At 69.4% G+C, this 26,432-nt stretch carries 26 protein-coding genes and 1 pseudogene; 9 read left to right on the forward strand and 18 right to left on the reverse strand.

All coding sequences use genetic code 11. The features are described from left to right. Nucleotides 1-9 precede the first annotated feature (9 nt). From CES90_RS35125 to CES90_RS35150, 6 genes are all read right to left on the reverse strand, one after another. Nucleotides 10-1,029 carry an iron-containing redox enzyme family protein gene (locus tag CES90_RS35125; RefSeq protein ID WP_189787475.1) on the reverse strand — a complete coding sequence of 340 codons (1,020 nt, stop codon included), beginning with the start codon at nt 1,027-1,029 and terminating at the stop codon, nt 10-12. A 430-nt stretch (nt 1,030-1,459) separates the two neighbouring features. Then, complete coding sequence (locus CES90_RS35130; protein WP_189787476.1) at nt 1,460-1,651, reverse strand: CsbD family protein; 192 nt, start codon at nt 1,649-1,651, stop codon at nt 1,460-1,462. 114 nt (nt 1,652-1,765) lie between these two features. Continuing rightward, nucleotides 1,766-3,184: a RodZ domain-containing protein gene (locus CES90_RS35135; RefSeq protein ID WP_268257063.1), complete on the reverse strand. Its 1,419-nt coding sequence runs from the start codon at nt 3,182-3,184 to the stop codon at nt 1,766-1,768. 283 nt (nt 3,185-3,467) lie between these two features. Next, the gene (locus tag CES90_RS35140; RefSeq protein WP_308437925.1) at nt 3,468-3,950 is read right to left on the reverse strand and encodes a 2'-5' RNA ligase family protein; all 483 of its coding nucleotides are present in this window, start codon (nt 3,948-3,950) and stop codon (nt 3,468-3,470) included. A gap of 14 nt (nt 3,951-3,964) precedes the next feature. Then, on the reverse strand, nt 3,965-4,459 hold the full coding sequence (locus tag CES90_RS35145) for a GNAT family N-acetyltransferase (protein WP_189787478.1): 495 nt from the start codon (nt 4,457-4,459) through the stop codon (nt 3,965-3,967). Beyond that, nucleotides 4,456-5,736 carry a hypothetical protein gene (locus CES90_RS35150; RefSeq protein WP_189787479.1) on the reverse strand — a complete coding sequence of 427 codons (1,281 nt, stop codon included), beginning with the start codon at nt 5,734-5,736 and terminating at the stop codon, nt 4,456-4,458. Before CES90_RS35150 ends, CES90_RS35145 begins: the two co-directional genes overlap by 4 nt. Before the next feature lie 316 nt (nt 5,737-6,052). Between CES90_RS35150 and CES90_RS35155 the strand changes: the two genes are divergently transcribed. From CES90_RS35155 to CES90_RS35165, 3 genes are read left to right on the forward strand one after another with little or no spacing between them, the layout of a single operon-like run. Next, the gene (locus CES90_RS35155) at nt 6,053-6,286 is read left to right on the forward strand and encodes a hypothetical protein (RefSeq protein ID WP_229914363.1); all 234 of its coding nucleotides are present in this window, start codon (nt 6,053-6,055) and stop codon (nt 6,284-6,286) included. 2 nt (nt 6,287-6,288) lie between these two features. Next, a complete protein-coding gene (locus CES90_RS35160; RefSeq protein WP_189787480.1) occupies nt 6,289-6,846 on the forward strand; it encodes a hypothetical protein in 558 nt (185 codons plus the stop codon). Next, nucleotides 6,843-7,400, forward strand: a complete 558-nt coding sequence (locus CES90_RS35165; RefSeq protein ID WP_189787481.1) for a DUF6415 family natural product biosynthesis protein — start codon at nt 6,843-6,845, stop codon at nt 7,398-7,400. The genes CES90_RS35160 and CES90_RS35165 overlap by 4 nt, the downstream gene beginning before the upstream one ends. Before the next feature lie 268 nt (nt 7,401-7,668). On the opposite strand, the gene CES90_RS35170 is transcribed toward CES90_RS35165, so the two are convergent. Together CES90_RS35170 and CES90_RS35175 are read right to left on the reverse strand one after the other, a co-directional pair. Then, nucleotides 7,669-8,769 (reverse strand): toll/interleukin-1 receptor domain-containing protein, encoded by a 1,101-nt coding sequence (locus CES90_RS35170; protein WP_232791342.1) that lies wholly within the window; start codon nt 8,767-8,769, stop codon nt 7,669-7,671. Between the two features lie 59 nt (nt 8,770-8,828). Continuing rightward, the gene (locus CES90_RS35175; protein ID WP_189787483.1) at nt 8,829-9,872 is read right to left on the reverse strand and encodes a LacI family DNA-binding transcriptional regulator; all 1,044 of its coding nucleotides are present in this window, start codon (nt 9,870-9,872) and stop codon (nt 8,829-8,831) included. 256 nt (nt 9,873-10,128) lie between these two features. On the opposite strand from CES90_RS35175, the gene CES90_RS35180 reads away from it, so the two are divergent. Genes CES90_RS35180 through CES90_RS35190 form a run of 3 tightly spaced genes read left to right on the forward strand, consistent with a single transcriptional unit; the run spans nt 10,129 to nt 13,300 of the window. Beyond that, the gene (locus CES90_RS35180; protein ID WP_189787484.1) at nt 10,129-11,280 is read left to right on the forward strand and encodes a Gfo/Idh/MocA family protein; all 1,152 of its coding nucleotides are present in this window, start codon (nt 10,129-10,131) and stop codon (nt 11,278-11,280) included. Further along, a complete protein-coding gene (locus CES90_RS35185) occupies nt 11,277-12,446 on the forward strand; it encodes a dihydrodipicolinate synthase family protein (RefSeq protein ID WP_189787485.1) in 1,170 nt (389 codons plus the stop codon). The genes CES90_RS35180 and CES90_RS35185 overlap by 4 nt, the downstream gene beginning before the upstream one ends. Nucleotides 12,447-12,502: 56 nt before the next feature. Beyond that, complete coding sequence (locus CES90_RS35190) at nt 12,503-13,300, forward strand: sugar phosphate isomerase/epimerase family protein (RefSeq protein ID WP_189787504.1); 798 nt, start codon at nt 12,503-12,505, stop codon at nt 13,298-13,300. Between the two features lie 113 nt (nt 13,301-13,413). Here the strand turns inward: CES90_RS35190 and CES90_RS35195 are convergent, their stop codons facing one another. The 7 genes from CES90_RS35195 to CES90_RS35225 form a co-directional block, all read right to left on the reverse strand. Then, complete coding sequence (locus CES90_RS35195; protein ID WP_189787486.1) at nt 13,414-14,199, reverse strand: DUF899 family protein; 786 nt, start codon at nt 14,197-14,199, stop codon at nt 13,414-13,416. Nucleotides 14,200-14,374: 175 nt separating this feature from the next. Continuing rightward, nucleotides 14,375-15,979: a polyamine aminopropyltransferase gene (locus CES90_RS35200; RefSeq protein ID WP_189787487.1), complete on the reverse strand. Its 1,605-nt coding sequence runs from the start codon at nt 15,977-15,979 to the stop codon at nt 14,375-14,377. 13 nt (nt 15,980-15,992) lie between these two features. Continuing rightward, entirely contained in the window at nt 15,993-16,430 is a 438-nt protein-coding gene (locus CES90_RS35205) for a DUF350 domain-containing protein (RefSeq protein ID WP_189787488.1), read from the reverse strand. A 98-nt stretch (nt 16,431-16,528) separates the two neighbouring features. After that, nucleotides 16,529-16,933 (reverse strand): DUF4247 domain-containing protein, encoded by a 405-nt coding sequence (locus tag CES90_RS35210; RefSeq protein WP_189787489.1) that lies wholly within the window; start codon nt 16,931-16,933, stop codon nt 16,529-16,531. After that, complete coding sequence (locus tag CES90_RS35215; protein WP_189787490.1) at nt 16,930-17,436, reverse strand: DUF2617 family protein; 507 nt, start codon at nt 17,434-17,436, stop codon at nt 16,930-16,932. Before CES90_RS35215 ends, CES90_RS35210 begins: the two co-directional genes overlap by 4 nt. A 473-nt stretch (nt 17,437-17,909) precedes the next feature. Further along, nucleotides 17,910-18,725: an SDR family oxidoreductase gene (locus tag CES90_RS35220; RefSeq protein WP_229914364.1), complete on the reverse strand. Its 816-nt coding sequence runs from the start codon at nt 18,723-18,725 to the stop codon at nt 17,910-17,912. 52 nt (nt 18,726-18,777) lie between these two features. Then, complete coding sequence (locus CES90_RS35225) at nt 18,778-18,972, reverse strand: hypothetical protein (RefSeq protein WP_189787491.1); 195 nt, start codon at nt 18,970-18,972, stop codon at nt 18,778-18,780. Nucleotides 18,973-19,113: 141 nt separating this feature from the next. On the opposite strand from CES90_RS35225, the gene CES90_RS52475 reads away from it, so the two are divergent. After that, complete coding sequence (locus tag CES90_RS52475) at nt 19,114-20,118, forward strand: winged helix-turn-helix domain-containing protein (protein ID WP_189787492.1); 1,005 nt, start codon at nt 19,114-19,116, stop codon at nt 20,116-20,118. A 169-nt stretch (nt 20,119-20,287) separates the two neighbouring features. Then, nucleotides 20,288-20,638: pseudogene (locus tag CES90_RS35235) on the forward strand (ATP-binding protein); the annotation flags it as partial. A gap of 80 nt (nt 20,639-20,718) precedes the next feature. Here CES90_RS35235 and CES90_RS35240 read toward each other — a convergent pair. From CES90_RS35240 to CES90_RS35250, 3 genes are read right to left on the reverse strand one after another with little or no spacing between them, the layout of a single operon-like run. Then, the gene (locus CES90_RS35240; RefSeq protein ID WP_189787493.1) at nt 20,719-21,843 is read right to left on the reverse strand and encodes an ABC transporter ATP-binding protein; all 1,125 of its coding nucleotides are present in this window, start codon (nt 21,841-21,843) and stop codon (nt 20,719-20,721) included. Then, the gene (locus tag CES90_RS35245; protein ID WP_189787494.1) at nt 21,836-23,608 is read right to left on the reverse strand and encodes an ABC transporter permease; all 1,773 of its coding nucleotides are present in this window, start codon (nt 23,606-23,608) and stop codon (nt 21,836-21,838) included. Before CES90_RS35245 ends, CES90_RS35240 begins: the two co-directional genes overlap by 8 nt. Before the next feature lie 42 nt (nt 23,609-23,650). After that, nucleotides 23,651-24,787 carry an ABC transporter substrate-binding protein gene (locus CES90_RS35250; RefSeq protein WP_189787495.1) on the reverse strand — a complete coding sequence of 379 codons (1,137 nt, stop codon included), beginning with the start codon at nt 24,785-24,787 and terminating at the stop codon, nt 23,651-23,653. A 260-nt stretch (nt 24,788-25,047) separates the two neighbouring features. On the opposite strand from CES90_RS35250, the gene CES90_RS35255 reads away from it, so the two are divergent. Continuing rightward, complete coding sequence (locus tag CES90_RS35255; RefSeq protein WP_189787496.1) at nt 25,048-26,421, forward strand: AAA family ATPase; 1,374 nt, start codon at nt 25,048-25,050, stop codon at nt 26,419-26,421. The last annotated feature ends 11 nt before the right edge of the window (nt 26,422-26,432 follow it).

Below are 26,432 nucleotides of genomic sequence, written 5' to 3' on the forward strand. Positions count from 1 at the left end.
CCAGGTCCGTCAGACAGTCGTGGTCGAGGTGAGCGGCGTACGCAGCGACGACCTGCCGTCCCGCCACGCCCCGAGGAGCCGGGCGGCGAGCGCGTCCTCCAGATACGACGTGGCGTCCACGCCGAACGCCACGTCCGCGTCGAGATGCGGCTCCTGCTCCAGCAGCCCGCTCACCACCTCCTGCCGTACGACCTGCTCGTGTACGGCGTCGGCCTCGACATGCTCGTCGTAGAAGTGCGCGGCGGCCGCCCCGGCCCCCGTCCGCCGCATCGCGGTGGCGAGCCGGCGGGAGGCGGGGGAGGAGGTGATCTCGACGGTCGCGAAGTGTCCGACCAGGGCGCCGCGCAGGGCGCGGTGGAGGCCGAGGAGGGACATCAGGTTCACCAGCGCGAGCGCCTCGGCGCCGGCGGCGTCCACGTAGCGGCCGTAGGCCGGGTCGAGGCCCAGGTCGGTCATGAGGTCGGCGAAGAGGCGCGCGTGTACGCGGTCGGCCCGGCCGCCGCCGAACTCGTCGTACTCCACCGCGGCCATCCCCGCCTTCGCCCGCCCCCACAGCCGGGGCAGCACCCACGCGTGCGGGTCGGCTTCCTTCAGGTGGTAGAGCGAGCGCTGGGCGGCGTACTCACGGATCTGCCACAGCTCGCCCTCGTCCGCCAGGAAGTGACTGACACCGGTTCCCTCCCCCTCCGGGGGCTCCACGAGCAGCTCGTCCAGCGCCTCCTCGGCGCCCTTGTGCCGCGTCGCGACCGCCCGCAGTTCTTCGAGGAAAGGCCACTCCAGGGCCGCCCGCAGCCGCAGCAGTTCCGGATCCCACTCCCGGTCGTCGTCGACGCCCGCGAACCCCCGGTAGTGCAGCTCGTAGCAGAGATACAGCGCCAGCTGCAGATCGTCCCCGAACGGATCGCCCCCCGCGACCGCCCGCTCACCGGGCAGCGGCCCGGCCCCCCGCAACCCCTCGACAACGGCACCGGAAACCCCACCCCTGCCCTCAGGCAGCGGCGGCCCGCCGACCCGCGACCGAACAGCCATGCGCACCGAGTACCCGCGATCCGGCCACCCTCACCCGACGCCCACCCTCACCCGACGCCCGCCCTGACCCGACGCCCGCCCTGACCCGACGCCCGCCCGCCGCGATGCCTGCCTGCTCCGATGCCCGCCCGCCCTGACGCCCGCCCGCCGCGATGGCCGACCGCCCCGGTGATGGCGGCCACGGCCACCGGGCGGTGCGGCGATGTGGCCACGCGGCCATGCGGCCATGGCCACGGGGATGCGGTTACTGGCCGCGGCCATGCGTACATGCGGCCACGGCCACCCAGTCCCGCGGCGATGCGACCAACGCGGCCACGGCCACACGGTCCCGCGGCCACTGGCCACGGTCATACGGCCATCGGCCATCGGCCATATGAAGGGGGCTCCCGCGATCACGGGAGCCCCCTTCCACCAGTCACGCCGGACGCGGTCAGGTGCGGTCGCGCTTCACGGAGCGCTTCGTTTCCTGCGCACGCTCCTGCGCCTTGCCCTTCGTCTTCTTGGCCTCGCCGCGAGCCTGTTCGAGCTTGCCCTCGACCTGCTGCTCGCGGTCACCGGTGACCTTGCCGGTCATCTCCTTGGCCTTGCCCTTGATCTTGTCCGCACGGCCCTTGTCGGCCATGGCTCCTCCTTGGGTGGGGTGGCTACTCGGCCAACGTAAGACGGACCCGGTGAGGGCGCGCGCTGGAGCGTCACGGTACGTGAGCGGGGCTTCGCCCGGCCCAGTCCGCCTTGCTCAGTCGCTCTTGGTGAACGTCAAGCGCTCCACCTGGCCGGGCTGGAACCCGCCTTGGTACTCCTTGCCGTTGACGACGAGGCGGACGGCACCGGGGTCGCCGAGGACGAGGTCGATGCGCTCCTCGTCCGTGAAGGTCTTGGTCTCGCCCTCGTTGAGCAAACCGTCGTAGAGCAGCTCGCCGTCGACGTCCTTGGCCGAGACCCAACTCCGTTCGTTCTCGGCGCTGACCACCACCGTGACCCTGTCCTTGGGCGCGTCGGAGATCTCGCCGGTCGGAGCGCCGGTCTCCGAAGGGGGCGACGACGCCTGCGGGGTCTTGGACGGGGAGGGGGTGTCGGACGGCGAGGCGGAGGGAGTGCCGGCGCGGTTGTCGTTCTGCGTGAGGTAGACCCCGCCGCCGATCAGCGCAGCCGCCACGCCGGCGGCCACGAGGGCCATGACGAAGGCGCGCCCAGGTGAACGCCCGGCACGGCCGGAGGCGTCCGCGGTGACTGGGCCCGCCTCAGGACGGTCTCCGGCGCCCCGTTCCCGGGACCCCAACGGCATGGTCGGTACGGGCGGCTCCGCGGGGGTGGCCACGGTGGGCGCGTCCGGTGCCGGGCCGGGTACGAGTTGGTCCAAGAGCCTCTCGGGGGTGGGCCGCCCGGCCGGGTCCTTGGCCAGACACTCGGCGACCAGGGGGCGCAAGTCCTGCGGTACGGCGGACATATCGGCGGGCTCGTGCACCGAGCGGTACATCAGCCCCATGGGTGTGCCCTCGCCGAACGCACTGCCGCCGGCCGCCGCGACCAGGACCGCGCCGAGCGCGAACACATCGGCGGCGCCGGTGACTTCGAGGCCCTGCGCCTGCTCCGGGGCGAGGAAACCGGGGGTGCCGAAGGCCGCCCCGGTGGAGGTGATCCGGGTGGACTCCACAGCCCGCGCGATACCGAAGTCGAGGACCCGGGGGCCGTCCTCGGCCATGATGATGTTCCCGGGTTTCAGGTCCCGGTGGACGAGGCCACAGGAGTGGATGGCCTGCAACGCCTCCGCCAGCGCGGCCCCCAGCAGCCTCAACCGCCGCTCGTCCATGGGTCCTTGCTCCTCAAGGAGCCCGGACAGGGTGGGGCCGGGGATGTACGCCGTGGCCAGCCAGGGCGCCTCCGCCTCCGGGTCGGCGTCCACCACCGGAGCCGTGTGGAAACCGCCGACTCTGCGGGCGGCATCCACCTCCGCACGGAACCGTTCCCGAAAGTGCCGGTCGGCGGCCAGCTCCGGACGAGCCACCTTGACGGCCACGGCCCGCCCACCCCGGGACCGAGCCAGATAGACCGTCCCCATGCCACCGGCACCCAACCGCCGCTCGACGGCATAGCCACCGATCCGCTCCGGCATCCCCGTCTCACCCACGCGCTGCACGTCCCCTCGCCGCGACATCGCGCACCAGTATGGCCGCTCGCGCGGGAGTTGGGCTGGCGGGCCGAGGCACCCCGGCCGATGGCATGGGTCGCAGAGCGCCAGTCCGACTTGTTCGTCACCTTGAAGCTCAGAGCGACTGCCCGTGGCAGGGGATCAGCCGAGCGGCACCGTGGCATAGGTGTCCCACTCGTACATCTGGTTGTCGCGGTGGATGATGATCAACTCGGCTGTGGCGATGCGAACGTGAGCAGCTGTTGTCTTCAACTCGGACAGGACCCACGCGATCGGCTCGGCGGGTCCGTCACCCGGAGCTGTAGGCCACCGACACGTGCGGGGTGAAGCCCTCGGCCGTCTCCGGTACCTGACCTGGTCCGAACACGTCCCCGATCGCCGCCCGGATCGCGGTCCTGACCTCCCGGACGGGTCCGTCGGGGTGGACGTGGAGCAGCACGGCCTCGGGGTCGATGACTTCCGGCCCGATCCGGAGACCGAAGGCGGGCACGTCCGCGAGCCGCCGCCGGGCGGCGTCGGCCACGGCCCGTACGTCTGTCTCCTCGACCTCGCCGACGAAGCCGATGCCCTGCATGGTCAGGTGCAGCCATCGGTCGGGGATGGGCGTGAGGACCTCTCCGAGCGAGGCGAGCGCGGACCGGTACTCGGCCGCGAGGCGGTGCACGTCCTCCTGCCCCTCGAAGGTCAGATGCCAGGTATGGAACCGGCGCCCGACGCTCCAACCGGGCCGCCACCACCAGTGGTTCCGCATGGTCTCGGGGTGAGTCGTCATGGCTGCGGATCACATCAGGCGCTGCGCAGGTCAAGCACCATGACGTCGTACAACGGGGCGTCGGGGAAAGGAAGTTTCTCCCCGGCGTGCTCGTAACCCCAGCTCTCATACAGGGCGCGAAGACGCGGACGCTCCCCACGCACCAGCAGCTCTGCCCGCTCTTCCTGTCGGTGGCTCATCAAGTCGTCGTGCATCACACGGGAGATGCCGCGCTTGCGCCACTTCTCGCGGAGCATGTTCTCGCACAGTTTGAAGGTGGAGGCGTCATCGCGGGCTGTGAAGCCGTAGGTGAACCCGGCCACCTCACTGTCGACTTCGGCGATGACACAGCCCCAGCCCCCGGCCGACACGTGGCCCTCCAGTCGCTCTTCGAAGCGTCCCATGGAGAAGAAGGGATTGGTGGCGATGTCCTCCGCGTACACGTCGGCGTACACGTCCAGGATGGTCCCGCGGATCTCGGCCAACCGCTCGCCGGTGTAGTAGCTGGTCGTCAGGAGATCTACGGTCATGTGGCCACCGCCTCGTATCGTTCGGAGAAGTCCACGGCGCCAGGCACACCGCGTTCGATCAGGTCGTCACGCAACTGCCGCATGCGCATGCTGATCCGAGGGCTGCGTACGTCTGGAAGCAGGGTGAGCGCGTGATGCCCGGCGGCCAGGGCTTCTTCCAGCTCCCCGGCTCCCGCCAAGGCCCGTCCGAGTCGCACATGTGCGGCGAGCCGATTACGGCGCAACGGGCTCGACTCCACGATGTCGAGGGATAACCGGGAGGTATCCAGGGCCTTGCCGTACTGGCGCAGGTCCATGAAGCACAAGGCTGCCGTGGCGGACACCTCGCCGAAGTTGTAGAACGTGAGCCATCGCTGCGGCTCACCGGGTTCCTGGTCGAACTCCTGCTCAGCCCGCAGCAGCGAACGCCCGCACCGTCCGGCCTCGCCCTGGATGGCGTGCCCCTGGGCAACTCTGGTGTGAAGCAGAGACGACAACTGCCCGTCGCGACGGCCCCTCGTCTCCTCCAACGCCGCACGGGCGATCGACACGGCTTCGCCACCGTGCCCCTGTTGCCATGCCTGGTGCGACATCGACGACCAGATCCGTGCCTGGAGGAGTTTGTCCCGACCCAAGAGCGCGTAACGCAGCCCGGCATCCCACCAGCGGAGGGCCTTGCCCTGCTGCCCGGCGTCGAACGCGAACCATCCCGCGCTGGTGGCCATTTCTCCGAGTGCCTTGTACAGGCGCTCCTGGACTTTTTCTCCGTACGTGCAGCGATGGGCGGCGTCTTCGACGTACGCGATGTATCGCCCGGCGATGTCCGAGAGGTGGCTTCCCCCGTGGATGTCGTCGATCTGGTGCAGTTTGACGCCGGTGGCCTGGATACGGCCGACGTCGGACATACCTAGCCGCCCCGACTCCGGGAGCGGAGGCAGAGTGAGCAGACTTCCGGTGAGTCCGAGGATGAACTGACGGCGTTGCACGGGCGGTTCCTGGGGAGGCGCGGTAGGTGTTGCCCGCACGGTAACTCCGGGACTGCGCCCGACGGGAGCCCTGAACCCGAGGTCTCCCGCGGGACGACCGAATACGTTCTCCAGCGGAACACGGGTGCGCAGGTGCGGCCAGGACACTTCGCCCTTGAGCCAGCGGCGGACGTGCCGTGCGGTGCAGTTGCCGGGCACGCCGGTCCGTCGTTCTTCGGCGTCGTTCACGGCCTCCGCCAAGCCCTCCTGCGTCAATCCGTACTCGCGCATCAGCCGACGCAACGTGAGATTCGGCTGCGGTTGGTCGGGCATCAGCTCTCTCCCGTGAGGGACCAGGAAATCCGAGGTAATACACCGTAGTCACATGATGACCGACTGTGAGAGGTAAGGGGAAATGTCCCCCGCCAGTGAAGTGTTCGGCTCCCCAAACGACCTGTTCCTCAGGGCGGTTGGCACGTGACGGTGGTTCTCCGCAACAAGTGTCGAACCCCGGCGCCGCTGTCACGGCCCGGGGCGTGGCCGACCTGATCGGAGCAGATCGACAATGCACCTTGTATCACGTGCGCTCAAGAGGGCGAGAGCCCTCCTGCGCGGCCCGCGGATTCCCAGCCACAGGGACTGTGTGGGAGTGGCACCGGAGCCTGGCCCGTATCCGACTGGGGCCTGCCCGTCACCGGGGATGTGGGGCTCGATCCTCGCGCTGGCGCGTCATCGCCGGGCCCCGCACCTGTGGCCGACCACCGTGCCGCCCGTTCTCGTGTACGACCCCACTGGCATCGACAGCATGCTCGTACGGGCGTACCTCCTGCCGGAGGACGAACGGAGTCGCCTCCTGGCCTCGCCGCTGCGGGAGGTCCGGTGACGATGGCCACGCCCCTCGATGAGTACGAAGAGGCCGAGGATAGGTACATCGCGGCAGCCACCGGACGCGCGCTCGCCGTGGAGCACTGGCTGCTGTCGGCGGCCGACGACAGCAGCTGGGCCCGGAGCGAATGGCGGGAGTCCGGTGTCGCGCTCCTGCGATGCGGGACGCTCTTCGGCGTGATCCGGATCTCCGGCGAGGTCGTCCGTGCGGCGGCTGGGACGGAAGACCCGTACGGGGTGGATGCCTTCCTCGCGCGGGCGATGCTCGGCGGGCCGGTGTTCACGGACACGGTCACTCGCCGCTACTACGTCATGGTGTCTCCCAGCACGGGCAGCCGCTCCGAGTGGACCAGGAGGTCGGACAAGGACGCCGAGTACCTGGGCCGAAGCCACTACCTCGGCGTACCGAGCGTGCACGCGACGAGCCCCGACGGCCCTCGGGCGTACTGGTGCGTCCCCATGGCCGGCGCGGGCGAACTCGCCTCCGCCGAGGCGGTGTCGCAGCTGCTGTCCGTCGGTCGGTACCGGTTGGCTTGTACGGAAGAGGCAAGCTGTTGAGCGACAACCAACGCACCCCACTGGATGCCCAGACCATCCGGGAGTCATACGAGACAGGCTTCGACGTGTGGGGCGTCAACTTGGTGAAGGGGGCGTCGGGACTGGCCGAGCTCCGACTGCTCCTGACCGGGCATCTGCAACTGCTCGTGCCGGAGGTCACCGACGTGGTGGCGCGTATGCGCGGCTTCACCCGGTCAGTCGGCATCCACTGCCTCGCCCAGGCACACCAGATCCTGGACGACGCCAAGGAAAGGAGTCCGGCCGAGGAACGGTTCCTCGTCCACGACCTGGCCGTCAACGCCCGGGCGCTCCTCGCTCTCTACGAGATGCCCGGCCCGCGCGGGATGCCTGTCGGTCGGGAGGAGATCGAGCAGACCGTACGGCGGAAGGGGTGCGGCGCCTGCTCCCGGCCCATCAAGAAGGGCGAACCCCAAAAGCGGGCATATCTGCCAGGCAGACCGGCCAGTGCCTTGAAGGGCTCTCTGCACACCGACAACTGCGACACGCTCGCCAGTGCCAATACCCGTCACAGACAACCGCACACCGCCTCCTGATACACGCCCCACGCAGCGCACCCTGATCCGCCGCCCTGTCACCGGTGCCCCAGAACCCGGAGCCGGGGCGGTGGGCATCCCGCACCGCGGTCGCGTCGCGGAGATCCGCTACGGCGACGCGGACCTCCACGCACTGGACCTGGCAGGCATACACCTGATCGACGGAGTTACTGCTGGGTGGCGCTGCCACGGGCAGTGGTCGGCGGGAACACCGTTGTCGTTGAGGAACTCGGAGGCCTGTAGCCCGCGGCGAGCCGGCCCGCGTGGTTCAGTCGTCGGTGTCTTCCGAGGCATTTCGCTCGGGGTTGACGGTGCGCCAGTACCGGGCGACGAGCTGTGAGGTAAAAGGGTTCATTCGTTCCCGCCCCTCGCGCCTCGCTGCCTCTGGCAAGTCCTTGCAGCCGTCGGCGCGGAGTTGGGATGGAGGTTCACTGGGACCTGCTGAACGGTACTCCCAGGAGATCTTTCCGCAGCATGGGAAGCGGAAGATCTCCGCGTAGCCTTCGGCCGCCCCGGTGTGCGAGACGAAAACTGCCTCCTCGGGATGCCAGCGGTGGTGTGTATACAGAATCGATTGCAGGAGCATGAGCTCCTGCTGCATCTCCTTTGCCACGCCCCAGTGGTTGCTTTCAGGCAGCCGCTCTCGGAGCTTGATCTCGGCTTCGAGGAACGGCCTCAGAATTTCGATGAGTTCGTGATATCGAGCCTGCTCGATCGCCGCAAGCGTCGCTCTCTCGTCCTCGGCACCTCTGCTCTCGGCGAGAAATTCGAGGAGTATGTCGGGGTGGCGTGGAGCGGATGACGGGCGTCGCGCGGCCCATGCTTCTGCTTCGCGGAGCTCGACTCCCCGCAGCAAGCGGTCGGCGGGCCTCCCTGACGCGTCCCAGCGTCGTGCAGCCGCGCTCAGTAGTGCTGCCGTGCGGAACCACCGCACGTCAGTGTGAATGGACGTCACCAGTTCTTGGAGCGATGCGGTGAGCCGGTCGCTGTCCGGGGTTGCGAAGGAGATCTTGATGTTGAGTGTGGACAGGCGCGGTGGGGCCGTGTCGAAATCGATCGGTCGCCACAAGACGGGGATGATGCGCTTTCCCAGGCCTTGCGCGAATGCGATCTCCTCATCGCATACACGTGACCTTGCGGAGTCGGGGGAGACGACGAAGACGATGACCTCAGCCGCGGTGATCATTTCTTCCAGACGGGTCCACCAGGCATCCTCGGCCGATATGCCAGTCGTGACCGAGTTCGGATCTTCGGTCGACCGGTCGTAGTCCACGAGGAGGCCGCGATCGCGCAGGCCCTGCGCAAGCCAACTGAGAAATTCCGCGTCCTTGCGCGAGTACGACACAAAAACCCGTGTCCGGGTGTCCACGGCCCGTTGATCCATCTCGCCCCCCTCGCCCCCCTCGCCCCTCACACCCCTCGGCCCCCTCACCCCACCCGAGGCCCCCCCGAAGACCCCCGCACCATCAGCTCCCCCCGAACCGTGGCGATCCCCCCGGGCGGCGCCTCCTCCCGCCCCATGGCGATCCGCCCGGCCCGCGCCCCCGCCTCCGACAACGGCAACCGCACCGTCGTGAGCGAAGGCACCGCGTCGATACTGAACGGCAGGTCGTCGAACCCGGCGACGGACACGTCGTCCGGGATGCGCAGCCCCGAGTCCCGCAGTGCCGCGCACGCCCCCAGCGCGACCGTGTCGTTCGCGGCCACGACGGCCGTGAGCGTCGGGTCCCGCCGCAGCAGCTCCAGCGTGGCCTCGTACCCCGAGAGCCGGTCGTAACGGCCGTACACCGTCCAGCGCGGGTCCTCCTCGATGCCGTGCGCGGCCAGGGCGGCCCGGTGGCCCTCCAGGCGGTGGCGGGTGGTCGTCCGTTCCTCCGGTCCCGCGATGTACCCGAGCCGCCGGTGGCCAAGGCCGATGAGGTGCTCGGTGAGTTCCCGGCCGCCACCGCGGTTGTCGAAGGTGATCGCGATGGCCTCGGGCACGGGCGGCCGCCCGCAGAGCACCACCCGGGTCCCCGCCTCGGCGAGCCTGCGCAGCTTGTTGCCGACAGCCGCCCCGTGCGCCGGGTCCTCCACGGCCCCACCGGTCAGGACGACCGCGGCCGCCCGCTGCCGCTGGAGCAGCGTGAGATAGGTCAGCTCGCGCTCCGGAGAGCCCCCGGTGTTGCACACCACGGCGAGCCGCTCCCCGCCCGCACGCCCGCCCGGCCCGCCGATCTCGGACTGGATCGCGCTCGCCATGATCCCGAAGAAGGGGTCGGCGATGTCGTTCACCAGGATGCCGACCAGGTCGGAGGTGGCGGCCGCGAGGGCGCTCGCGGGGCCGTTCAGGACGTAGTCCAGCTCGTCCACGGCCTTCAGCACCCGCTCACGCGTGGACGCGGCCACCGGATAGTTGCCGTTGAGTACCCGGGAGACGGTCGCGGGCGACACCTGCGCACGGGCCGCCACGTCCGCCAGGGTCACTGTCATCGTTTCCTCTTCCTCCGGTCGCGCGTCTCGTTCGGGTTGTCGGGGAACCATACGGCCGCGATCACCGTTCGCCTCCTCGAACAACTCGACCCGCCTGCGGTCTTGTCCGGACCGCTGCTCAGAGGCTAGCTTCTCATCAGATAGAAAGCGCTTGCTGTCACGCTCACCTCTTCGACGGGTTCTCCGGGCGTACGCGGCGCGGACGCGTACGCCCCCAACGCACGCTCGAACGAATTTACGAATGAAGGGATCGGCTGTGACACGCAGGACCGTACGGATCGCCATGAACGGCGTGACCGGGCGCATGGGCTACCGCCAGCACCTCGTCCGCTCCATCCTCGCCATCCGCGAACAGGGCGGCCTCGACCTCGGCGACGGCACCGTGCTGTGGCCCGAGCCGATCCTCGTCGGCCGCCGCGAGCACGCCCTGAAGGCGATCGCCGAGCAGCACGGCCTGGAGCACTGGGCGACGGACGTGGACACGGTCCTCGCCGACGACTCCGTCGAGATCTACTTCGACGCCCAGGTCACCTCGGCCCGCGAGGAGGCCATCAAGAAGGCCATCGCCGCGGGCAAGCACATCTACACGGAGAAGCCGACGGCCACGGGACTGGAGGGTGCACTGGAGCTGGCCCGGCTGGCTGCCGCCGCCGGCATCAAGCACGGCGTCGTCCAGGACAAGCTCTTCCTCCCCGGCCTGCTCAAGCTGAAGCGCCTCATTGACGGCGGCTTCTTCGGCCGTATCCTCTCCATCCGCGGCGAGTTCGGCTACTGGGTCTTCGAGGGCGACTGGCAGGAGGCTCAGCGCCCCTCCTGGAACTACCGCGCCGAGGACGGCGGCGGCATCGTCGTCGACATGTTCCCGCACTGGGAGTATGTGCTCCACGAGCTCTTCGGCCGCGTGAAGTCCGTCCAGGCCCTCACCGCCACCCACATCCCGCAGCGCTGGGACGAGCAGGACAAGCCCTACGACGCCACGGCCGACGACGCCGCGTACGGCATCTTCGAGCTCGACGGCGGCGCCATCGCCCAGATCAACTCCTCCTGGGCCGTCCGCGTCAACCGTGACGAGCTGGTCGAGTTCCAGGTCGACGGCACGGAGGGCTCGGCGGTGGCGGGCCTGCGGAACTGCCGAGTCCAGCACCGCAGCGCCACCCCCAAGCCGGTGTGGAACCCCGACATCCCCGCCACCTACTCCTTCCGCGACCAGTGGCAGGAGGTGCCGGACAACGCCGAGTTCGACAACGGCTTCAAGGCCCAGTGGGAGCTGTTCCTCAAGCACGTCTACGCCGACGCGCCCTACCACTGGGACCTGCTGGCCGGCGCCCGCGGCGTCCAGCTCGCCGAACTGGGCCTGAAGTCCTCGGCCGAGGGCCGCCGCCTCGACGTACCGGAGATCCAGCTGTGACGATCCAACTGCCGGGTGCGGACGGGGTGTTGAAGGCATACAGCCCGCGTACCGAACCCCTGGCGCTGACGACCGGCGCCCCCTTCACCTCCCGTACCGTCTTCTCGGCGGCGCACGTCGTCGCCGACCCCTTCGCGGACGTGTCCCCCGACTCGCCCGCCGCCGTCGACTGGGACGCCACCCTCGCCTTCCGCCGCCACCTCTGGTCGCACGGCCTGGGTGTCGCCGAGGCGATGGACACCGCCCAGCGGGGCATGGGCCTCGACTGGGCGGGCGCGGCGGAACTGATCCGCCGCAGCGCGGCGGAGGCCAAGGCGGTCGGGGGCCTCATCGCGTGCGGCGTGGGCACCGACCAGCTGTCCGCCACCGAGATCGGCTATCCGTACAGCCTCGACGAGATCCGAACCGCTTACGAGGAGCAGCTCGCGCTGGTCGAGCAGGCGGGTTCCCAGGCCATCCTCATGGCCTCCCGGGCCCTGGCCGCCGTGGCCAAGAGTCCCGAGGACTATCTGGAGGTCTACGGCCACCTGTTGCGCCAGTCCGCCGAGCCGGTGATCCTGCACTGGCTGGGCCCGATGTTCGACCCGGCGCTGGAGGGCTACTGGGGCAGCACCGACCTCGATGCCGCCACCCACACCTTCCTGGAGGTCATCGCCGCGCACCCCGACAAGGTGGACGGCATCAAGGTCTCCCTGCTGGACGCACAGCGCGAGATCGACATCCGCCGCCGCCTCCCGCGGGGCGTGCGCTGTTACACCGGCGACGACTTCAACTACCCCGAGCTGATCGCGGGCGACGACCAGGGCTTCAGCCACGCCCTCCTCGGCATCTTCGACCCGCTGGGACCCCTGGCGGCCGAGGCCGTGCGGGTGCTGGACACCGGGAACACGGACGGCTTCCGCGAACTCCTCGACCCCACCGTCGAACTCTCCCGCCACCTCTTCCAGACCCCCACCCGCTTCTACAAGACGGGCGTGGTGTTCCTGGCGTGGCTCTCCGGCCACCAGGAGCACTTCGCGATGGTCGGCGGCCTGCAGTCGGCGCGCTCGCTGCCGCACTTCGCCCGCGCCTACGAACTGGCCGACGGCCTGGGCCTGTTCCCGGACCCGGCGTTGGCGGAGACCCGTATGAAGACCCTGCTGTCCCTGTACGGAGTGACCCAGTGAGCACGGAAGAGACGACGGGAGGCGCCCGCGACCTCTCCCGCTTCTCCATCAACCAGATGACGGTGAAGCAGCTGTCGATGCCCGAACTGGTCGCCGGTTGCGTCGAGTTGGGCATCCCGGGCGTGGGCCTGTGGCGTGAGCCGGTGGCGGCGTACGGCCTGGAGGCGACGGCCAGACTGATCCGCGACGCGGGCCTGACGGTCACGACCCTCTGCCGGGGCGGCTTCTTCACGGCCATCGACCCGGCGGAACGGGCGGCGGCCCTGGAGGACAACCGCCGGGCCATCGACGAGGCGGCGACGCTGGGCACGGACACGCTGGTCCTGGTCTCCGGCGGCCTCCCGGCGGGTTCGAAGGACCTGCACGGCGCGAGGGAGCGCATCGCCGACGCCCTCGCGGAGCTGGGCCCGTACGCCTTCGAACGGGGCGTACGGCTGGCCATCGAGCCCCTCCACCCCATGTTCGCCTCGGACCGCTGCGTGGTGTCCACCCTGGCCCAGGCCCTGGACCTCGCGGAACGCTTCCCGGCGGAGCAGGTGGGCGTCACGGTCGACACGTACCACATCTGGTGGGACGACAACGCCCCCGCCCAGATCGCGCGGGCGGGCGCTTCGGGCCGCATCCACACCTTCCAACTCGCCGACTGGATCACCCCGCTGCCCGAGGGCGTCCTGACCGGCCGAGGCCAGATCGGCGACGGTGCGATCGACATGCGCGAGTGGAAGGCCTACGTCGAGGCCGCCGGCTACACCGGCCCCATCGAGGTCGAACTCTTCAACGACGTCCTGTGGGCCCGCGACGGCCAAGAACTGCTCCGCGAGACGGCGGAACGGTTCGCGCAGCACGCGGCGTAGCTCGCGGCCCTGGCCGCCGCGGGCGGCGCGCTGGTGGTGGATGCGACGCCGCAGGGCAGCGGCCGAGTGGCCCGGTAGATCGGTGGCCCTCACTCCTGGCGAGCGGGAGCGCGTCAGGAGTGAGGGCCGTGCCGGCCGAGGGTCTCCACGGGGGTCGCGCCGGGGCGGGTCCACTGCGGCACGGGGCGGCTGGTCGGCCCCCAGGTGGCGTTCCCGTCCGCGTCCATGCGCCAGGACCAGCACGGGACGTCCCCCTCCGGCCAGCCCTCGGGCTTGTCCTCCCACGCCTCGCCACGGCCGTAGGGCGTCATGTCGAGCAGGCCGAGGGACCCGTTGACCCGCTCGGTGCCACGGCCCGTCGTGGAATAGGTGAGGAACGTGCGGTCGCCGTCGCGCAGGTAGGAGGTCATGTAACCCATGGGGCCGCCGACCGGCCCGTCCAGGTCGCGCACCGAGTACCAGGGCTGGGTGTAGCCCATGAACTCGACGAAGGCGGCCACCTCCTCCCACCGCCCCGTGGTCACGAAGGCGAACGAGACGCCGCGGGCGTTGAGGTAGACCGCGTCCTTCAGATGCCAGGCCGTGGTGGTGCAGCCCTCGCACTGCCCCTGGTGCGGCGCCCCGTCGTACCACATGTGCTTGTAGACCACGAGCTCGTCGCGCCCCTGAAACAGCTCCAGGAACGGAACCGGTCCGTCGGGTCCCACAACCTCCACCGTCCCGTCGAACTCCACCATCGGCAGCCGCCGACGGGCCGCGGCGATGGCATCGCCCTCGCGGGTGTGCGCCTTCTCCCGCACCAGCAGCTCATCACGGGCGGCCTGCCAGGTGGCCAGGTCGACAACGGGCGGGCGGCCGGGCAGCGCGGCGGTGGTCGGTTCATCCGGCGAGGTCGTCATGGTGTCCTCCGTGGTGTCTCGTACCGGTCACCGTCGTACGACGTCACGCGCGCCCTACGACAGCCTCCACTACAGACTCCCGCCCCGACCGAAACTCATCGCAGAGCGACACAGCCGCGCTCTCGGACTTGGCCGCAGGTGAGGACGGCCGCCGGTGACCGCGCCGCGCGGGCGGTCAGTAGTTCTCCCACTCGTCCAGCACGTACTCCAGCACGGCCGGGTCCATCAGCGTGCTCGGCCGTACGTCCTGGCGGCGGCGGTCCACGGGGAACACCGCGGCGGCCTTCAGGACCGCCTCGTCCAGGTAGCGCAGTCGCGGGGCGTCCGATGCCAGCCGCAGTGGTGGGGACGTACCGCCGCCCGGGGCGGCCAGGACGTAGCCCCAGTTGCCGAAGCTCGGTACGTCGACCTGGAACTGGGTGGTCGTGTAGCCCGCCGTCTCGATCGTCTCCGCGATCGACCAGTACGTCTTCGGCGCGAAGAACGGTGAACCGCTCTGCACCATCACCCTGCTCCGCGGGGTCAGGACCTGGCCGAGGAGGTGGTAGAACTCCACCGAGTACAGCTTGGCCAGCGCCGCCGTGTCCGGGTCGGGGAAGTCGATGACGACCGCGTCGTACCGCTGCCGGGTGCCGCGCAGCCAGTTGAAGGCGTCGGCGTTGACGACCTTGACCCTGGGGTCGTCCAGCGCCTTGTCGTTGAGGTCGCGCAGGGGCTGGAAGTCGCGCGCGAGCCCGGTCATCGCCGGGTCCAGTTCGACGAGAGTGACGTGCTGTACGTCGTCGTAGCGCAGCACCTCGCGCAGGGCCAGCCCGTCGCCGCCGCCCATGATCAGCACGTTGGTGCGGGAGCCCGCGAGCGTGGGGTGGACGAGGGACTCGTGGTAGCGGTACTCGTCGACCGAGCTGAACTGGAGGTCGCCGTTGAGGAAGAGTCTGATGTCCGGTTCGCCGGTGAAGGCGGTGGAGCGGGTGACGACGATCTCCTGGTACGACGTCGTCTCGGCGTGGACGATCGGGTCCCGGTACATCTGCTGGCGCGCGGTCACCTCCAGGTCGTCCGCGAGCGCGTACGTCGTACCGAGCACGGCGAGGACCGCCGTGACGCCGGCCAGCAGGGCGTTGCGGACCCAGCTCCGGATCTGCCGGCGGAAGATGAACACCACCACGAGGACACCGGCTACCGCGTTGACCGCGCCGACCACCAGCGTGCCCTTCAGCTGGCCGAACGTCGGCAGGAGCCACAGCGGGAAGCCCAGGCCGCCGATCAGCGCTCCGATGTAGTCGACGGCGAACATGTCGGCGACCGCGCTGCCCGCCTCCTGCCGCCGGATCCGCTGGAGCAGGGTCATGAGCAGCGGGATCTCGGCGCCGATCAGCAGGCCGACGGCCACCGCGACCACGATCATCGCCGGGGTGTACAGCTGGAGCCAGGCGAACGCCGAGTACAGCACCAGCACCGACAGTCCGCCGACCAGCGCCAGCACGCCCTCGACGAGCGCGAACGCGCCCACCGCGCGGCGGCGCAGGGGTTTGGCGGCGAGGGAGCCGAGCCCCATGGCGAACACCATCACGGAGATCACCACGGAGGTCTGGAGCACCGAGTTGCCGATGAGGTAGCTGCCCAGCGCGGTGAGGGCCAGCTCGTACACGAGGCCGCAGGCCGCGCAGAGGAAGACGGCGAAGAGCAGCAGGAAACGAGCCCCCCGGGTGTGCCGGACGACCGGGGGGCGGGAGGGTGCCGCGGTGGTGTCGCGGCCTTGCAGACCGGTGCCGCTCATCGTGGGGGCGCCGTTACGAGATCGCCGCGCCGACCATGAACCCGGTACCCAGGTACATGCCGGCCTGGACCCAGGCGGCGGGGTGCGGACGGCCGTCCTGGTCGTCGAGGACGACCGCGCCCATCTGGCCCGGCGTGAACACGCCGATCACGATGCCGACGACGGTCATCACCAGCACCCCGGCCAGGCCGTACAGCAGCGTGCTGATCAGGCCGTGGCCGAGGCCCTGCTCGGACTCGCTCGCCTCGATGGCCTTCATGATGACCAGGCCCACAGCGACTGACTGGCTGCCCAGCAGGACGGCCGCGCCGCGGTTCCGGTCGGTCCATACCACGTGGTACAGCTTGCCCGGCGTGACGAGGTCGAGCGCGATGAAGCCGACGGCCATCACGACGAGGCCCACGACTCCGTAGAGCAGGGCCTGGCCGGTCGACTCGAAGATCTCGGTCACTGCGTTGCCTTTCTTGGGGGCGGGGTCGGGGCGTGATCAGGTGCTGTGCGGGAGGAACGTGGGACGCGTCGGGGGGTGATCCGGCCGGTCACCGGGCGTTACTTGCCCTCGCCGGGGCCGCCGCCGCGGAAGCTCGCGCTGTCCGGGTCCTGCCAGTAGGTGAGGTGCCGCTGGTGGCGGTGGTAGCCGTTGCGGTAGTCCTCGATCTCGATCAGGCTGCCGCTCCGGTACGGCGAGACGGTGACCATGTCGTCGCCGTAGCGCAGGAACTCCATGCTGTCGCCGGAGGCACGGTCCAGGGCCGTCCGCTCGGTGTGGATCGCCTGGGCGACCTCGCTCGGGGTGCTGTCCGAGTCGAGCCAGTCCGACCCGGTCGCGGTGTACGTCTTCCTGATCCACTCGCGCGGGACCGCGCCGTCGTCCCCGTCGCTGGAGCAGGCGGTGAGCAGGGTCGCGGCCAGCACGGCTGCCACCGCTGCGCGGACGAGTCGGGCGCTGTTCATCGGGCCTCCAGCCGGCTGTGCGTCGATACGATCCGACCGTTCTGCGGATACGTGTGCCAGGTGCGCCAGACGAGCCCGGCGCCGTACGGTCCCTCGACCATCTCGATGACCACCGCGGTGATCGCTTCCGGCGAGCCGGGGAAGACTCCGCACAGGCTGTGCTCGGTGTCGGTTGCCTGGTCGAGGACCTGTGCCACCTCGGCGCTGAACTCCTCAGGGCCCAGTCGGCGGGTGGTGGCGCCGAATTCGTAGACCCAGCCCGGCAGATGACGGGTGCAGGTCTCGGGCAGCCCCCTCACCGCGCCCTGCAGACAGGCCACCGTCTCCCGCACGGGACCGGCGAACACCTGGTGCGAGGCCCCGAGCAGCCGCAGCCGCACGTCCAGCCCGCCGAGCGACACCACACGCTCTGCCAGCGCCGGACGCTCCGTCAGGCTCAGCGAGAAGCAGAGTTGATCCGCATCCGTGTCCAGATAGGGGGCGTCCAGAGAAACGGCGTACACACGATCCCCCGGTCGTTTCCTGCCATGATCGGCGCCCGAGTATGACACATGTGTTCGTGGGACTTGAGGGCTGGGGAGGGACGGGGTGAAGAGCCCCCGCCCCTCAGGGGTCGGTCCGCGCCCTCACTGGGGCGCCGCGACGCCCACGTGACCGCGAGGGACACCCTCGACATGTGGCGCGCCGCCACCCACCACGGCCGGAGCCGGAAGGCACGGGACATCGTCCGCATCGCCTGGACCGACACGGTGGCAACTCTCCTGGCCTGAAGCACTGCCAGCGGCCCTCTGACACCCGGGCGGGCCCGGACGACGTGCGTCCGTCCGCCCACCTCTTGCTGTCACGTCATTGTGGCGGCCCGGTCCAGGACATTACCCGCCTGCGCGCCGGTACTACATTCCGCGATGATGTGGCGCAAGTAGCCCATGAACGCGACGAAGGCGGCCACCTCCTCCCACCGCCCCGTGGTTCGGATTCAGTGGGCCGGGACTTCGGTGGTGGCGCTTTGAGCGGGGACTGGCCCCAGGAGCAGGCCGCCGTTGACCTCGATGGTCTGGCCGGTGATCCAGCGGGCGTCGTCCGAGGCGAGGAAAGCCACGACATCGCCTATGTCGGCCGGCCTGCCGGGACGGGCGAGTGCGGTCATGGTGGCGACGTGCCGTGTGGCCTCGGCGCTGCGGAGCCAGTCGTTCATGTCGGTCTCGGTGATGCCTGGGGAGACGGTGTTGACCGTGATGCCGCGCGTTCCCACGGTATGGGCGAGTGATCGGCCGAAGACGTTGAGCGCGCCCTTGGTCATCGCGTACACGATTTCGGGCGTGGCGAACCAGGTCACGCCCGAGGAGATGTTGATGATGCGGCCGCCGTCGGGCATCAGGCGCAGCGCCCGCTGGGTGATGAACAACGGTGCCCGCACATTGATCGCAAACACACGCTCGTAGCTCTTCGGGGTCGCCGCATGGATGGAGGCGCCGTAGTCGATGACGGCGGCGTTGTTCACCAGGATGTCCAGGGGCCGGTCCTGGAGCTCGGTCTCCAGCGCCGCGAACAGGGTGTCCACGTCCCCGTCCACGCCCAGCTCGGCGCGTAGGGGAAAGGCCCGCCCGCCGGATCTGTGGATCGCCGCCACGGTCTTCCTTGCCGCGTCGTCGTTGGTGCCGTAGTGCACGGCGACGAGGGCCCCTTCGGCGGCGAGCCGTTGTGCGATGGATCGCCCGATTCCCCGGGAAGCTCCCGTCACCAATGCCGTCCTGCCGGCCAGGTCGGCCATTCCGCTTGCTTCCGTCGACACAGTCGGTGCTCCTCTCTGTTGCGTCGGGTACTTCAGCTTTGCGTCGGGTGCGTCAGCCGATCGGGCTCGGGTTGCCGGTGGCGGCGTCGGCTGTGAATGGGCCATCGATGACGATCGCTACGGCCTTGAACGGGCCGTCGGCCGAGAGGGCTTGATGTGTCTGGTACTGGCCGGCCTGGGCCGTGCCGGCGGCCAGCACGAGGGCGACCGCCGCTTCGCCGATCGCTGCCGGGATCTTGATGCGCACGGGAACTCCTGACTGATGCGTGATCCGGTATGGGTGAGGTCTCGACCACCACCCGCACAGCGATCCTCTGCCGTTCCAGCGGGGACAGCGAGCCTTTCGACTATCCTCGAAAGCTCGCACTGCCCAGGTGAGGAGCGGGAGTTGACCGGCGACACGCTGCAACTGGGGTCCCTGGAACAGGTGCGCGTCGGCGTGAGCCGTCATCCGGGCGCGACGCTCTTTTCCGTACTGAAGGACGTGTGGGGAGGCTGCCCGCAGGGTGTGCCACGGCCGTGGCGGCAGCTCATTCAGCAGAAGGCGACACCAGCCACCGCTGTCCCGGCGCTGCCGCTTTTCCGGTCGCGGGACTGCTGGGTGCCCGACTGTCTCGCCCTGACCCGCGACGTACACGCCGTCGACATGGATGCGCTCCTCGACGAACTGCACGACCTCGACCCTGACCGGCTCACGGCCGAAGTGACATCCCGGTTCCCCGACACCGGCATGCCGCCCCTGTGGCGGAGCGTTCTGAACGACTCCCAGGGCTTCGTGGCCGCCTACCAGAAGCTGGTGACCGCGGCCTGGGAAGTCTTCGCCCCGGTGTGGGCACAGGCGGACCGGCTCTTCGGCCGGGAGATGGAACGGATCGGCATCGCCGCGGTGACCGGCGGCCTGGCTCCGGTGCTGGCGGGCCTGGACTCCGTCGTCCACTACCAGGACGGCGCCCTGCGGTTACCGCACCCTGCTTCCGAGCCCCATACCCGGCTCGGCGACCGCACGCTCGTCCTGGTCCCCCTCGCCTCCGGTTTCGCCGCCGGGATGTACGGCATCGAAGGCGACGACCACATCTGGATCGGCTACCCCCTGCCTGGCCTCGCCGGCATCGTCACCCGCGTCCAGGCCGCCCAGCCCCCACCGGGGGATGCCCTGAACCTCGTGCTGGGCCCGGTCCGGGCGGCGATCCTGCGCCACCTGTCCCAGCCGCCGTCCGTCAGTGAACTGGCCCACGCCCTGCAACTCGGCGTCAGCACCGTCACCTACCACTGCGACCAACTCGCCGCCGCAGGGCTCCTCGACCGGCAACGCTACGGCCGCCAGGTCCGCCTGCACCGAACTCCCCGCGGCTCAGCCCTTCTCGAGCTGCTCACGAACCCCCTGCCGAACTGACCTCGCCTGTGTCATGTACTTGCCGCGGACCGGTGTTGCCCGGCGCGAGGTGCCGCAGAGACCGTGGGCTGCTCCGGCGTGACAGCCTGGCGCCGGCTGCGGGACCGGACCGAAGCGGGAGTTCGGCCGCGCCCGCACTCCGCCCTGCTCACCGTACTGCGCCGGGCAGATCACGCAACGCTTCAGCTCGACCCCGCTCGGCGCCCGCCTCGCCAGACACCTGGCCCTGAATCAGCTGCATGCCTGGGGCATCCCGCACGGCTCGGAGGCGTCGGAGAAGGCGGGTGTCGTCGTGGCGGAGCTGTCGGAGAAGGCGGGTGTCGTCGTGGCGGAGCTGTCGGCGAACGCGGTGACGCACGGCCGCGTCCCGGGCCGGGACTGCGAGTTACGCCTTTCCCTCCCCACCGGCCCACTCCGTATCGAGATCACCGACACCCGTGCCGAACGACTGCCGCCCGGCCCCGGCCCCGGCGCCGTACGCCCGGCCCGTCCCCTCGACGACTCGGGCCGCGGCCTGACCCCGTCGAAGTCGCTGACTACATGAGTGTCCCCGGGAGGGCCGGGGGAGGCGGCCCTCCCGGGGCCGGGGGAGGGGGGCTGTTACTTCGCGACCGTCAGCAAGTCCCGCTGGTCCTCCGGCAGTTCGACCCTGTCGGCGTAGAGCAGCGCGTGGGACGGGTCGAAGACCAGGGCCACCTCGCCCGACAGGCCACCGTTGCCGCTCAGGACCTGGACGACCTGGTCGCCGAGGCGGACGTCGTACTCGTAGCGGGAGCCGACGTAGGAGCTGGTGATGACCTGGGTGCTGAGTCTGTTCGCGCCGGCTGCCCCCTCCGCCGCCGTGACCTCCAAGCGCTCCGGGCGGACCGCCACCGTGACCGAGTCGTCGACCACGACCGGCCGTTCGCTGTCGACCCGCACGACGTCCCCGCTCGCGTCGAGGCGGACGCTGTGCCGGTTGCCGTCCTGCCCCACCACCTTGCCGGTCAGGAAGTTGCAGCGGCCCACGAAGGCGGCCACCGCGGGCGCGGCGGGGCGCTCGTAGATCTCGTGCGGCGTACCGATCTGGATCATGTTGCCGCCTTCCATCACCGCGATGCGGTCGCTGAGCGCCAACGCCTCCTCCTGGTCGTGCGTCACGTACACCGTCGTGATGCCCAACTCCTCCTGGAGCCGCTTCAGCCACGCCCGCGCCTGCTCGCGCAGCTTCGCGTCCAGGTTGGAGAGGGGTTCGTCCAGGAGCAGTACGGTCGGGGAGTAGACCAACGCCCGGGCCAGCGCCACTCGTTGCTGCTGGCCGCCCGAGAGCTGGTGCGGGTAGCGGGCGGACAACTCCGCGAGGCCCACCTTGTCGAGGGCGTCGTGGATCAGGGTCTTCTGCTTCTCCTTCGGCACCTTGCGGATGTTGAGCGGCAGCGCCAGGTTCTTCGCGATCGTCATGTGCGGCCAGAGCGCGTACGACTGGAAGACCATGCCGAGGTTGCGTTCCTCGGGAGGAAGGAAGACACCGGCGGACGCGTCCACGAACGGCCTGCCGCCCACCGCGATCGAGCCCTCCGTCGGGTGCTCAAGGCCCGCTATGCAGTTCAGCGTCGTCGACTTGCCGCAGCCGCTCGCGCCCAGCAGGGTGAAGAACTCGCCGTCCTTGATGGTGAAGGTGACATCGCGCAGGACGGAGTTGTCCCCGAACGTCTTGGCCAGGTTCTTGACGGTCACCTCAGGCATGGTGCTTTCCCTTCATGAGCAGTCCTGCGAGTGCGACGAAGACCGCGGTGATGGCGATCTGGAGGGTTGCCAGTGCGGCGACGGAACCGGCCCTGCCCTGCGTCCACAGGCTGAGCATGGTGGTGCCGAGGATGTTGTTGTCGGCCGAGCTGAGGAAGACGGCCGGGGAGTACTCCTTGAGCATGATCACGAAGGTGAGGACGAGGGCCCCGGCGAACGCCGGCGTGATCAGGGCCCGTAGGACCCGGAAGAAGGTCATGAGCCAGTCGGCGCCGGACACCCGGGCCGCGTTGTCCAGCTCCCCGCCGATCTGCATGATCGCCGGGGCGACCGAGCCGAACGCGCTGGGCAGGGCCCGCATGCCGAAGGCGATGATGACGGCGTAGATCGTGCCCTGGAGGACCGAGCCCATCCCGAAGGGCGCCAGTGCGAAGGCCCAGAAGAAGCCGATGCCGATGATGATGCCGGGCAGCGACTGGGGGATCAGGGCGAGATACTCCACCGCCCGGCCCCAGCGGAAGGTGGAGCGGCGGGCCACCATCACCGCGAACACGGCGAGCGCGCTGACGACCACCGAGCCGACGCCCGCCACGATCAGGCTGTTCCACAGCGACTGCACGTAGTTGTCGGAGTCGAAGACGAGCTCGTAGTTCTTCGTCGTGACCGTCTTGAACGGCGACTGGAGGGGGGTGAAGACGAGCGTGAAGGAGCGCATCACCAGGCCCGCGATCGGGACGAGGGCGCCGACGATCACGTAGAACCAGATGCAGGCGATGCTCACCCACTTCAGCCAGCCCAGATCCAGCTTGCGCGGGCGGGTCACCTTGCCGCGTACGGAGACGAAACGGGCCGCGTCCTTCAGGAGCTTCGCCTGTACGGCCACCAGGCTGAGCGTGACGACGAGGATGACCGTCGACGCCGCGCCCAGCATCGTGTAGTCGGGGTCCACCGACTGAAGTCCGTTGTGGTAGAGAAAGGTGGAGAAGACGTCGATGTTGACCGGCTGGCCGTACAGCAGCGGCACGCTCAGCGTCTCGATGGAGACGGAGAAGACGAGGATCGCGCTGTAGACGATCGGCGGGCGGAGGAGCGGGACGATCACCTGCGCCAGGATCCTGAACGGCCCGGCGCCGCAGACCTGGGCCGCCGACTCCAGTGAGGCGTCCGACTGCCTGAGCGCGTTGGCGCAGAAGACGTACGCGATCGGGGCGAGCGCCACGGCCTCGGTGAGGGCCATGCCGGGGATCGAGTACAGGTTCCACGGGACGCCGCCGAAGACCTGCTGCACCTTCACGCTGACGAACCCGGCCGGGCCGTACATGATGATCCAGCCGAAGCCCAGGATCAGCGACGAGATGAAGAACGGCCACTGCATCGCCAGCGCGATCAGCCGCCCGCCCGGCAGCTTCGTCCGTACGACCACGATGGCCATGGGGATGGCGATGGCCAGGCTCAGGATGGTCGTCAGGGACGCGAACAGCAGGGTGTTCAGGGCGACTTCACCGAAGCCGGCCTCGGTGAAGAGGTTGGTGTAGCCGCGGAGGGTGAAGGCGCCGCCCGCCTCGTAGAGCGGGCGGTTGCGGATGCTCTGGTAGAGGGTCGGGACGATCGGGGCCAGCACCAGCACGGCGAGGAACGCCAGTACCGCGTACTGGACGACCGTGTCCCGTCCGATGCCGAGGGGGCGGCGGTAACGCGGCGGCTTGAACGTCTGCGCGTGTGACTCGCCGGCCGGTGTGCGGGGCGGCTGGGTGAGGGTTGACATCTGCTCTGACTCCGATCGTCCCAAGTCCGTGGGGGAGGCTGCCTACTTACGGAGTCCGTCGAAGCGCTCCAGCCAGGCCGCGGCGTCGTTCTTCGCGATCGGCTCGTACTTGACGTGGATGATGTTCTCCTCACCGACCGCGTCGACGACTTCCTGGTAGGTGTGGAGCCCCTCGCCCTCGACGCCCTCGCGGTACGACGCCAGACCGCCTTCGGCGACGGCCCGCTGGCCCTCCTCCGACAGGGCGAAGTCCAGGAACAGCTTCGAGGTCGCCGGGTGCGGGGCCTCGGCGGCGATGCCGATGCCGCGCGGCAGGACGACGGTGCCGTCCTTCGGGAAGACGATCTTCACCAGGCCGGCGCTGTCCTCGACCACCGGGTACGCGGGCGAGGCGCTGATCAGGAAGCCGGCCGAGTACTCACCGGCGACGATCTTCTCCAGCTGGGTGCCGGAGGAGGTCTCCGGACGGGTCAGCGGGAGGATCTTCTCCAGGTCCTTCCACGCCTCCGGGTTGCCCTCGGTGAGCGCGTGCGTGACCGTGAAGCCGAAGGAGCCCTCCGGGTCGCGGACCGTCACCTTGTTCTTGTACTTGCCCTCGTCCGACGTCACGATCTTCGCGAAGTCCGTCAGGGTGGTCGGCGGGGTCTCCATCAGCGTGGTGTTGTACGCGATGGTCATCGGGTCCTGCGACATGGAGTACACGCTGGGGAGGAGTTCCGCGCTGTCGCCCAGCTCGGTCAGCTCCGGGGACTTGTACTCCAGGACCGTGCCCTTGCGACCGGAGAAGTCCGCCCACGCGGTGGCCGCGCTGGAGATGAGCACGTCCGCCGGGGAGGACCCGGCCGCGTTCTCCGAGAGGGTCTTCTGGAACAGTTCGTCGCTGTCGAGTTCGCTGACGGAGACGGTCTTGATGAAGTCGTACTTCTTCTTGAAGTCCCGGACGACCGGGGCCATGTTCTCGTCGCCGAGGTTGGAGTAGACGGTGAGCTCGCCGCCCTCCTTCTTCGCCGCCTCGATCAGGTCGGAGTAGTCCGCCGGGTAGTAGTCCGGCACCTGGCCCGCGGAGATCTTGTTCTCCGCGACCTTCGGCGCGTCGTCCCCACCGCCGCACGCGGCCAGGGTGCCGAGCGCGAGCGTCGCGGCGAGCGCGGTAATGCCGATGTGGCTGGATCTGGCCATGGTTCTCCTCCTGGCGCGTGCCTTCTGGCAGCTGTTGCCGGGAGGTTATGGACCCAGGTCAGGCCGGTAAATCCTTCAGCCGTCAGAGCTCTTACTGCTCGTATTGGTCGTTTTGTTAGTGACGCGAGTCACCCTCCTCGAGGGGGGGGAGTGGCTGGGAATGATCGCCGGGCGGCGGTGGGCCGGGCGCATGGGATCACCGTCGTAGGATCGACTGGTCTGAAGGGTTCCTCGACCTGAACGAATGGACCTCGACTTCCATGTATGTCAGCCGGATCCGAGTACAGGACATCAAGTCCTTCCACGGCCCCCGCGAGGTCGACCTGACGCTGACACGGCCTGACGGGAGTCATGCGGGGTGGACGGTGCTCGCGGGGCGCAACGGGTCGGGTAAGACGACGCTGCTGCGGGCGATGGCGCTGGCGCTGAGTGGGCCGGCGGTGGCGCGCAGTCTGGTGCCGGCATTCGCGGACTGGGTAACGCAGGGGCTCGCACTGGGACGGGTCGAGGTCGAGATCACCCGGGACGCGACATACGACCTCCCCGCAGGGAATTACGACCTCGGACGCCACCTCAAAGCTGGGCTTGTCTGGGAGGTGCCCCTCAATCGGGGGCTGCCTTCACTGCACTCCATCCAGTACGACGAGCCCTATATCGCCAGCCCTGTCCTGGGTCCCTGGGCGGACAATCCGGAGGGCTGGTTCTGCGCGGGGTACGGGGCGTTCCGGCGAATGGCAGGAGGTTCCGGCGAGGTGCAGCGGCTGATGCTGGCATCCGGGCCGGTGGCCAGACAGGCGACCCTTTTCCATGAGGACGCCTCACTGGCCGAAGGAGTCGCCTGGCTGATCGAGCAGCACCTGCGCGCCCTCGAACGCAAGACAGGCGCCCCCAGTCTGAAGGCATACGCACTGGCACTGTTGACAGACGGACTACTGCCGGACGGGTACCGGATCATGGACGTCGACTCCGACGGCTTGTGGGTCGAGCGTGATGGGAGCTACTTCCCGCTGCGGGCGATGAGCGATGGATTCCGGACCGTGGCGGCCCTCGTCGTCGACATTCTCAAGCAGCTGCACGACGTGTTCGGCGCCGGCCTCTGGGCGTCCGACCGTTGGGAGGCCAGAGGGAGATCGATTGCTCTCGTGACACCAGGCGTCGTGATCATCGACGAGATCGACGCCCACCTCCACGTCTCCTGGCAGCGCCGCATCGGCTCCTGGCTGACCTCCCACTTCCCCAACATCCAGTTCATCGTCACCACGCACAGCCCGTACATCTGCCAATCGGCCGACCCCGGCGGTCTGATCAGGCTCCCCGGAGTCGACGAGGAGCGGCCACCGGAGGTGGTCTCCGAAGCCCTCTACCAGCGCGTGGTCTACGGCAGCGGCGACGACGCCGCGCTCTCCGACCTGTTCGGCTTGGACTCCCCGTACTCGGAGCAGGCCGAACGCAAGAGGGGCGAACTGGTGGCCCTGGAGATGGACATCCTGCGCGGCCAGGCGGACGAAGAGACGGTCGAACGGCACCGGAGCCTGAAGCGGCTGCTCACCAGCTCATCGAGCGCCCGGCTGGACGAGACGGCCGCCCAGCTGAAGAGACTCGCCGACGAGGTGAGGGACGGGGACGGCGAGTGATCCGCCTGCAC

Origin of the sequence: Streptomyces capitiformicae, assembly GCF_002214185.1 — a bacterium.
GTDB lineage: Bacteria > Actinomycetota > Actinomycetes > Streptomycetales > Streptomycetaceae > Streptomyces > Streptomyces capitiformicae.

Coding starts and splice junctions, on each gene's coding strand:
- CES90_RS35135 (WP_268257063.1), bottom strand. CDS start 3,184: ATGTCGCGGCGAGGGGACGTGCAGCGCGTGGGTGAGACGGGGATGCCG.
- CES90_RS35250 (WP_189787495.1), bottom strand. CDS start 24,787: ATGGCCAGATCCAGCCACATCGGCATTACCGCGCTCGCCGCGACGCTC.
- CES90_RS35240 (WP_189787493.1), bottom strand. CDS start 21,843: ATGCCTGAGGTGACCGTCAAGAACCTGGCCAAGACGTTCGGGGACAAC.
- CES90_RS35255 (WP_189787496.1), top strand. CDS start 25,048: ATGTATGTCAGCCGGATCCGAGTACAGGACATCAAGTCCTTCCACGGC.
- CES90_RS35140 (WP_308437925.1), bottom strand. CDS start 3,950: ATGACGACTCACCCCGAGACCATGCGGAACCACTGGTGGTGGCGGCCC.
- CES90_RS35160 (WP_189787480.1), top strand. CDS start 6,289: ATGGCCACGCCCCTCGATGAGTACGAAGAGGCCGAGGATAGGTACATC.
- CES90_RS35175 (WP_189787483.1), bottom strand. CDS start 9,872: ATGACAGTGACCCTGGCGGACGTGGCGGCCCGTGCGCAGGTGTCGCCC.
- CES90_RS35245 (WP_189787494.1), bottom strand. CDS start 23,608: ATGTCAACCCTCACCCAGCCGCCCCGCACACCGGCCGGCGAGTCACAC.
- CES90_RS35200 (WP_189787487.1), bottom strand. CDS start 15,979: ATGAGCGGCACCGGTCTGCAAGGCCGCGACACCACCGCGGCACCCTCC.
- CES90_RS35150 (WP_189787479.1), bottom strand. CDS start 5,736: ATGCCCGACCAACCGCAGCCGAATCTCACGTTGCGTCGGCTGATGCGC.
- CES90_RS35130 (WP_189787476.1), bottom strand. CDS start 1,651: ATGGCCGACAAGGGCCGTGCGGACAAGATCAAGGGCAAGGCCAAGGAG.
- CES90_RS35145 (WP_189787478.1), bottom strand. CDS start 4,459: ATGACCGTAGATCTCCTGACGACCAGCTACTACACCGGCGAGCGGTTG.
- CES90_RS35190 (WP_189787504.1), top strand. CDS start 12,503: ATGACGGTGAAGCAGCTGTCGATGCCCGAACTGGTCGCCGGTTGCGTC.
- CES90_RS35125 (WP_189787475.1), bottom strand. CDS start 1,029: ATGGCTGTTCGGTCGCGGGTCGGCGGGCCGCCGCTGCCTGAGGGCAGG.
- CES90_RS35195 (WP_189787486.1), bottom strand. CDS start 14,199: ATGACGACCTCGCCGGATGAACCGACCACCGCCGCGCTGCCCGGCCGC.
- CES90_RS35210 (WP_189787489.1), bottom strand. CDS start 16,933: ATGAACAGCGCCCGACTCGTCCGCGCAGCGGTGGCAGCCGTGCTGGCC.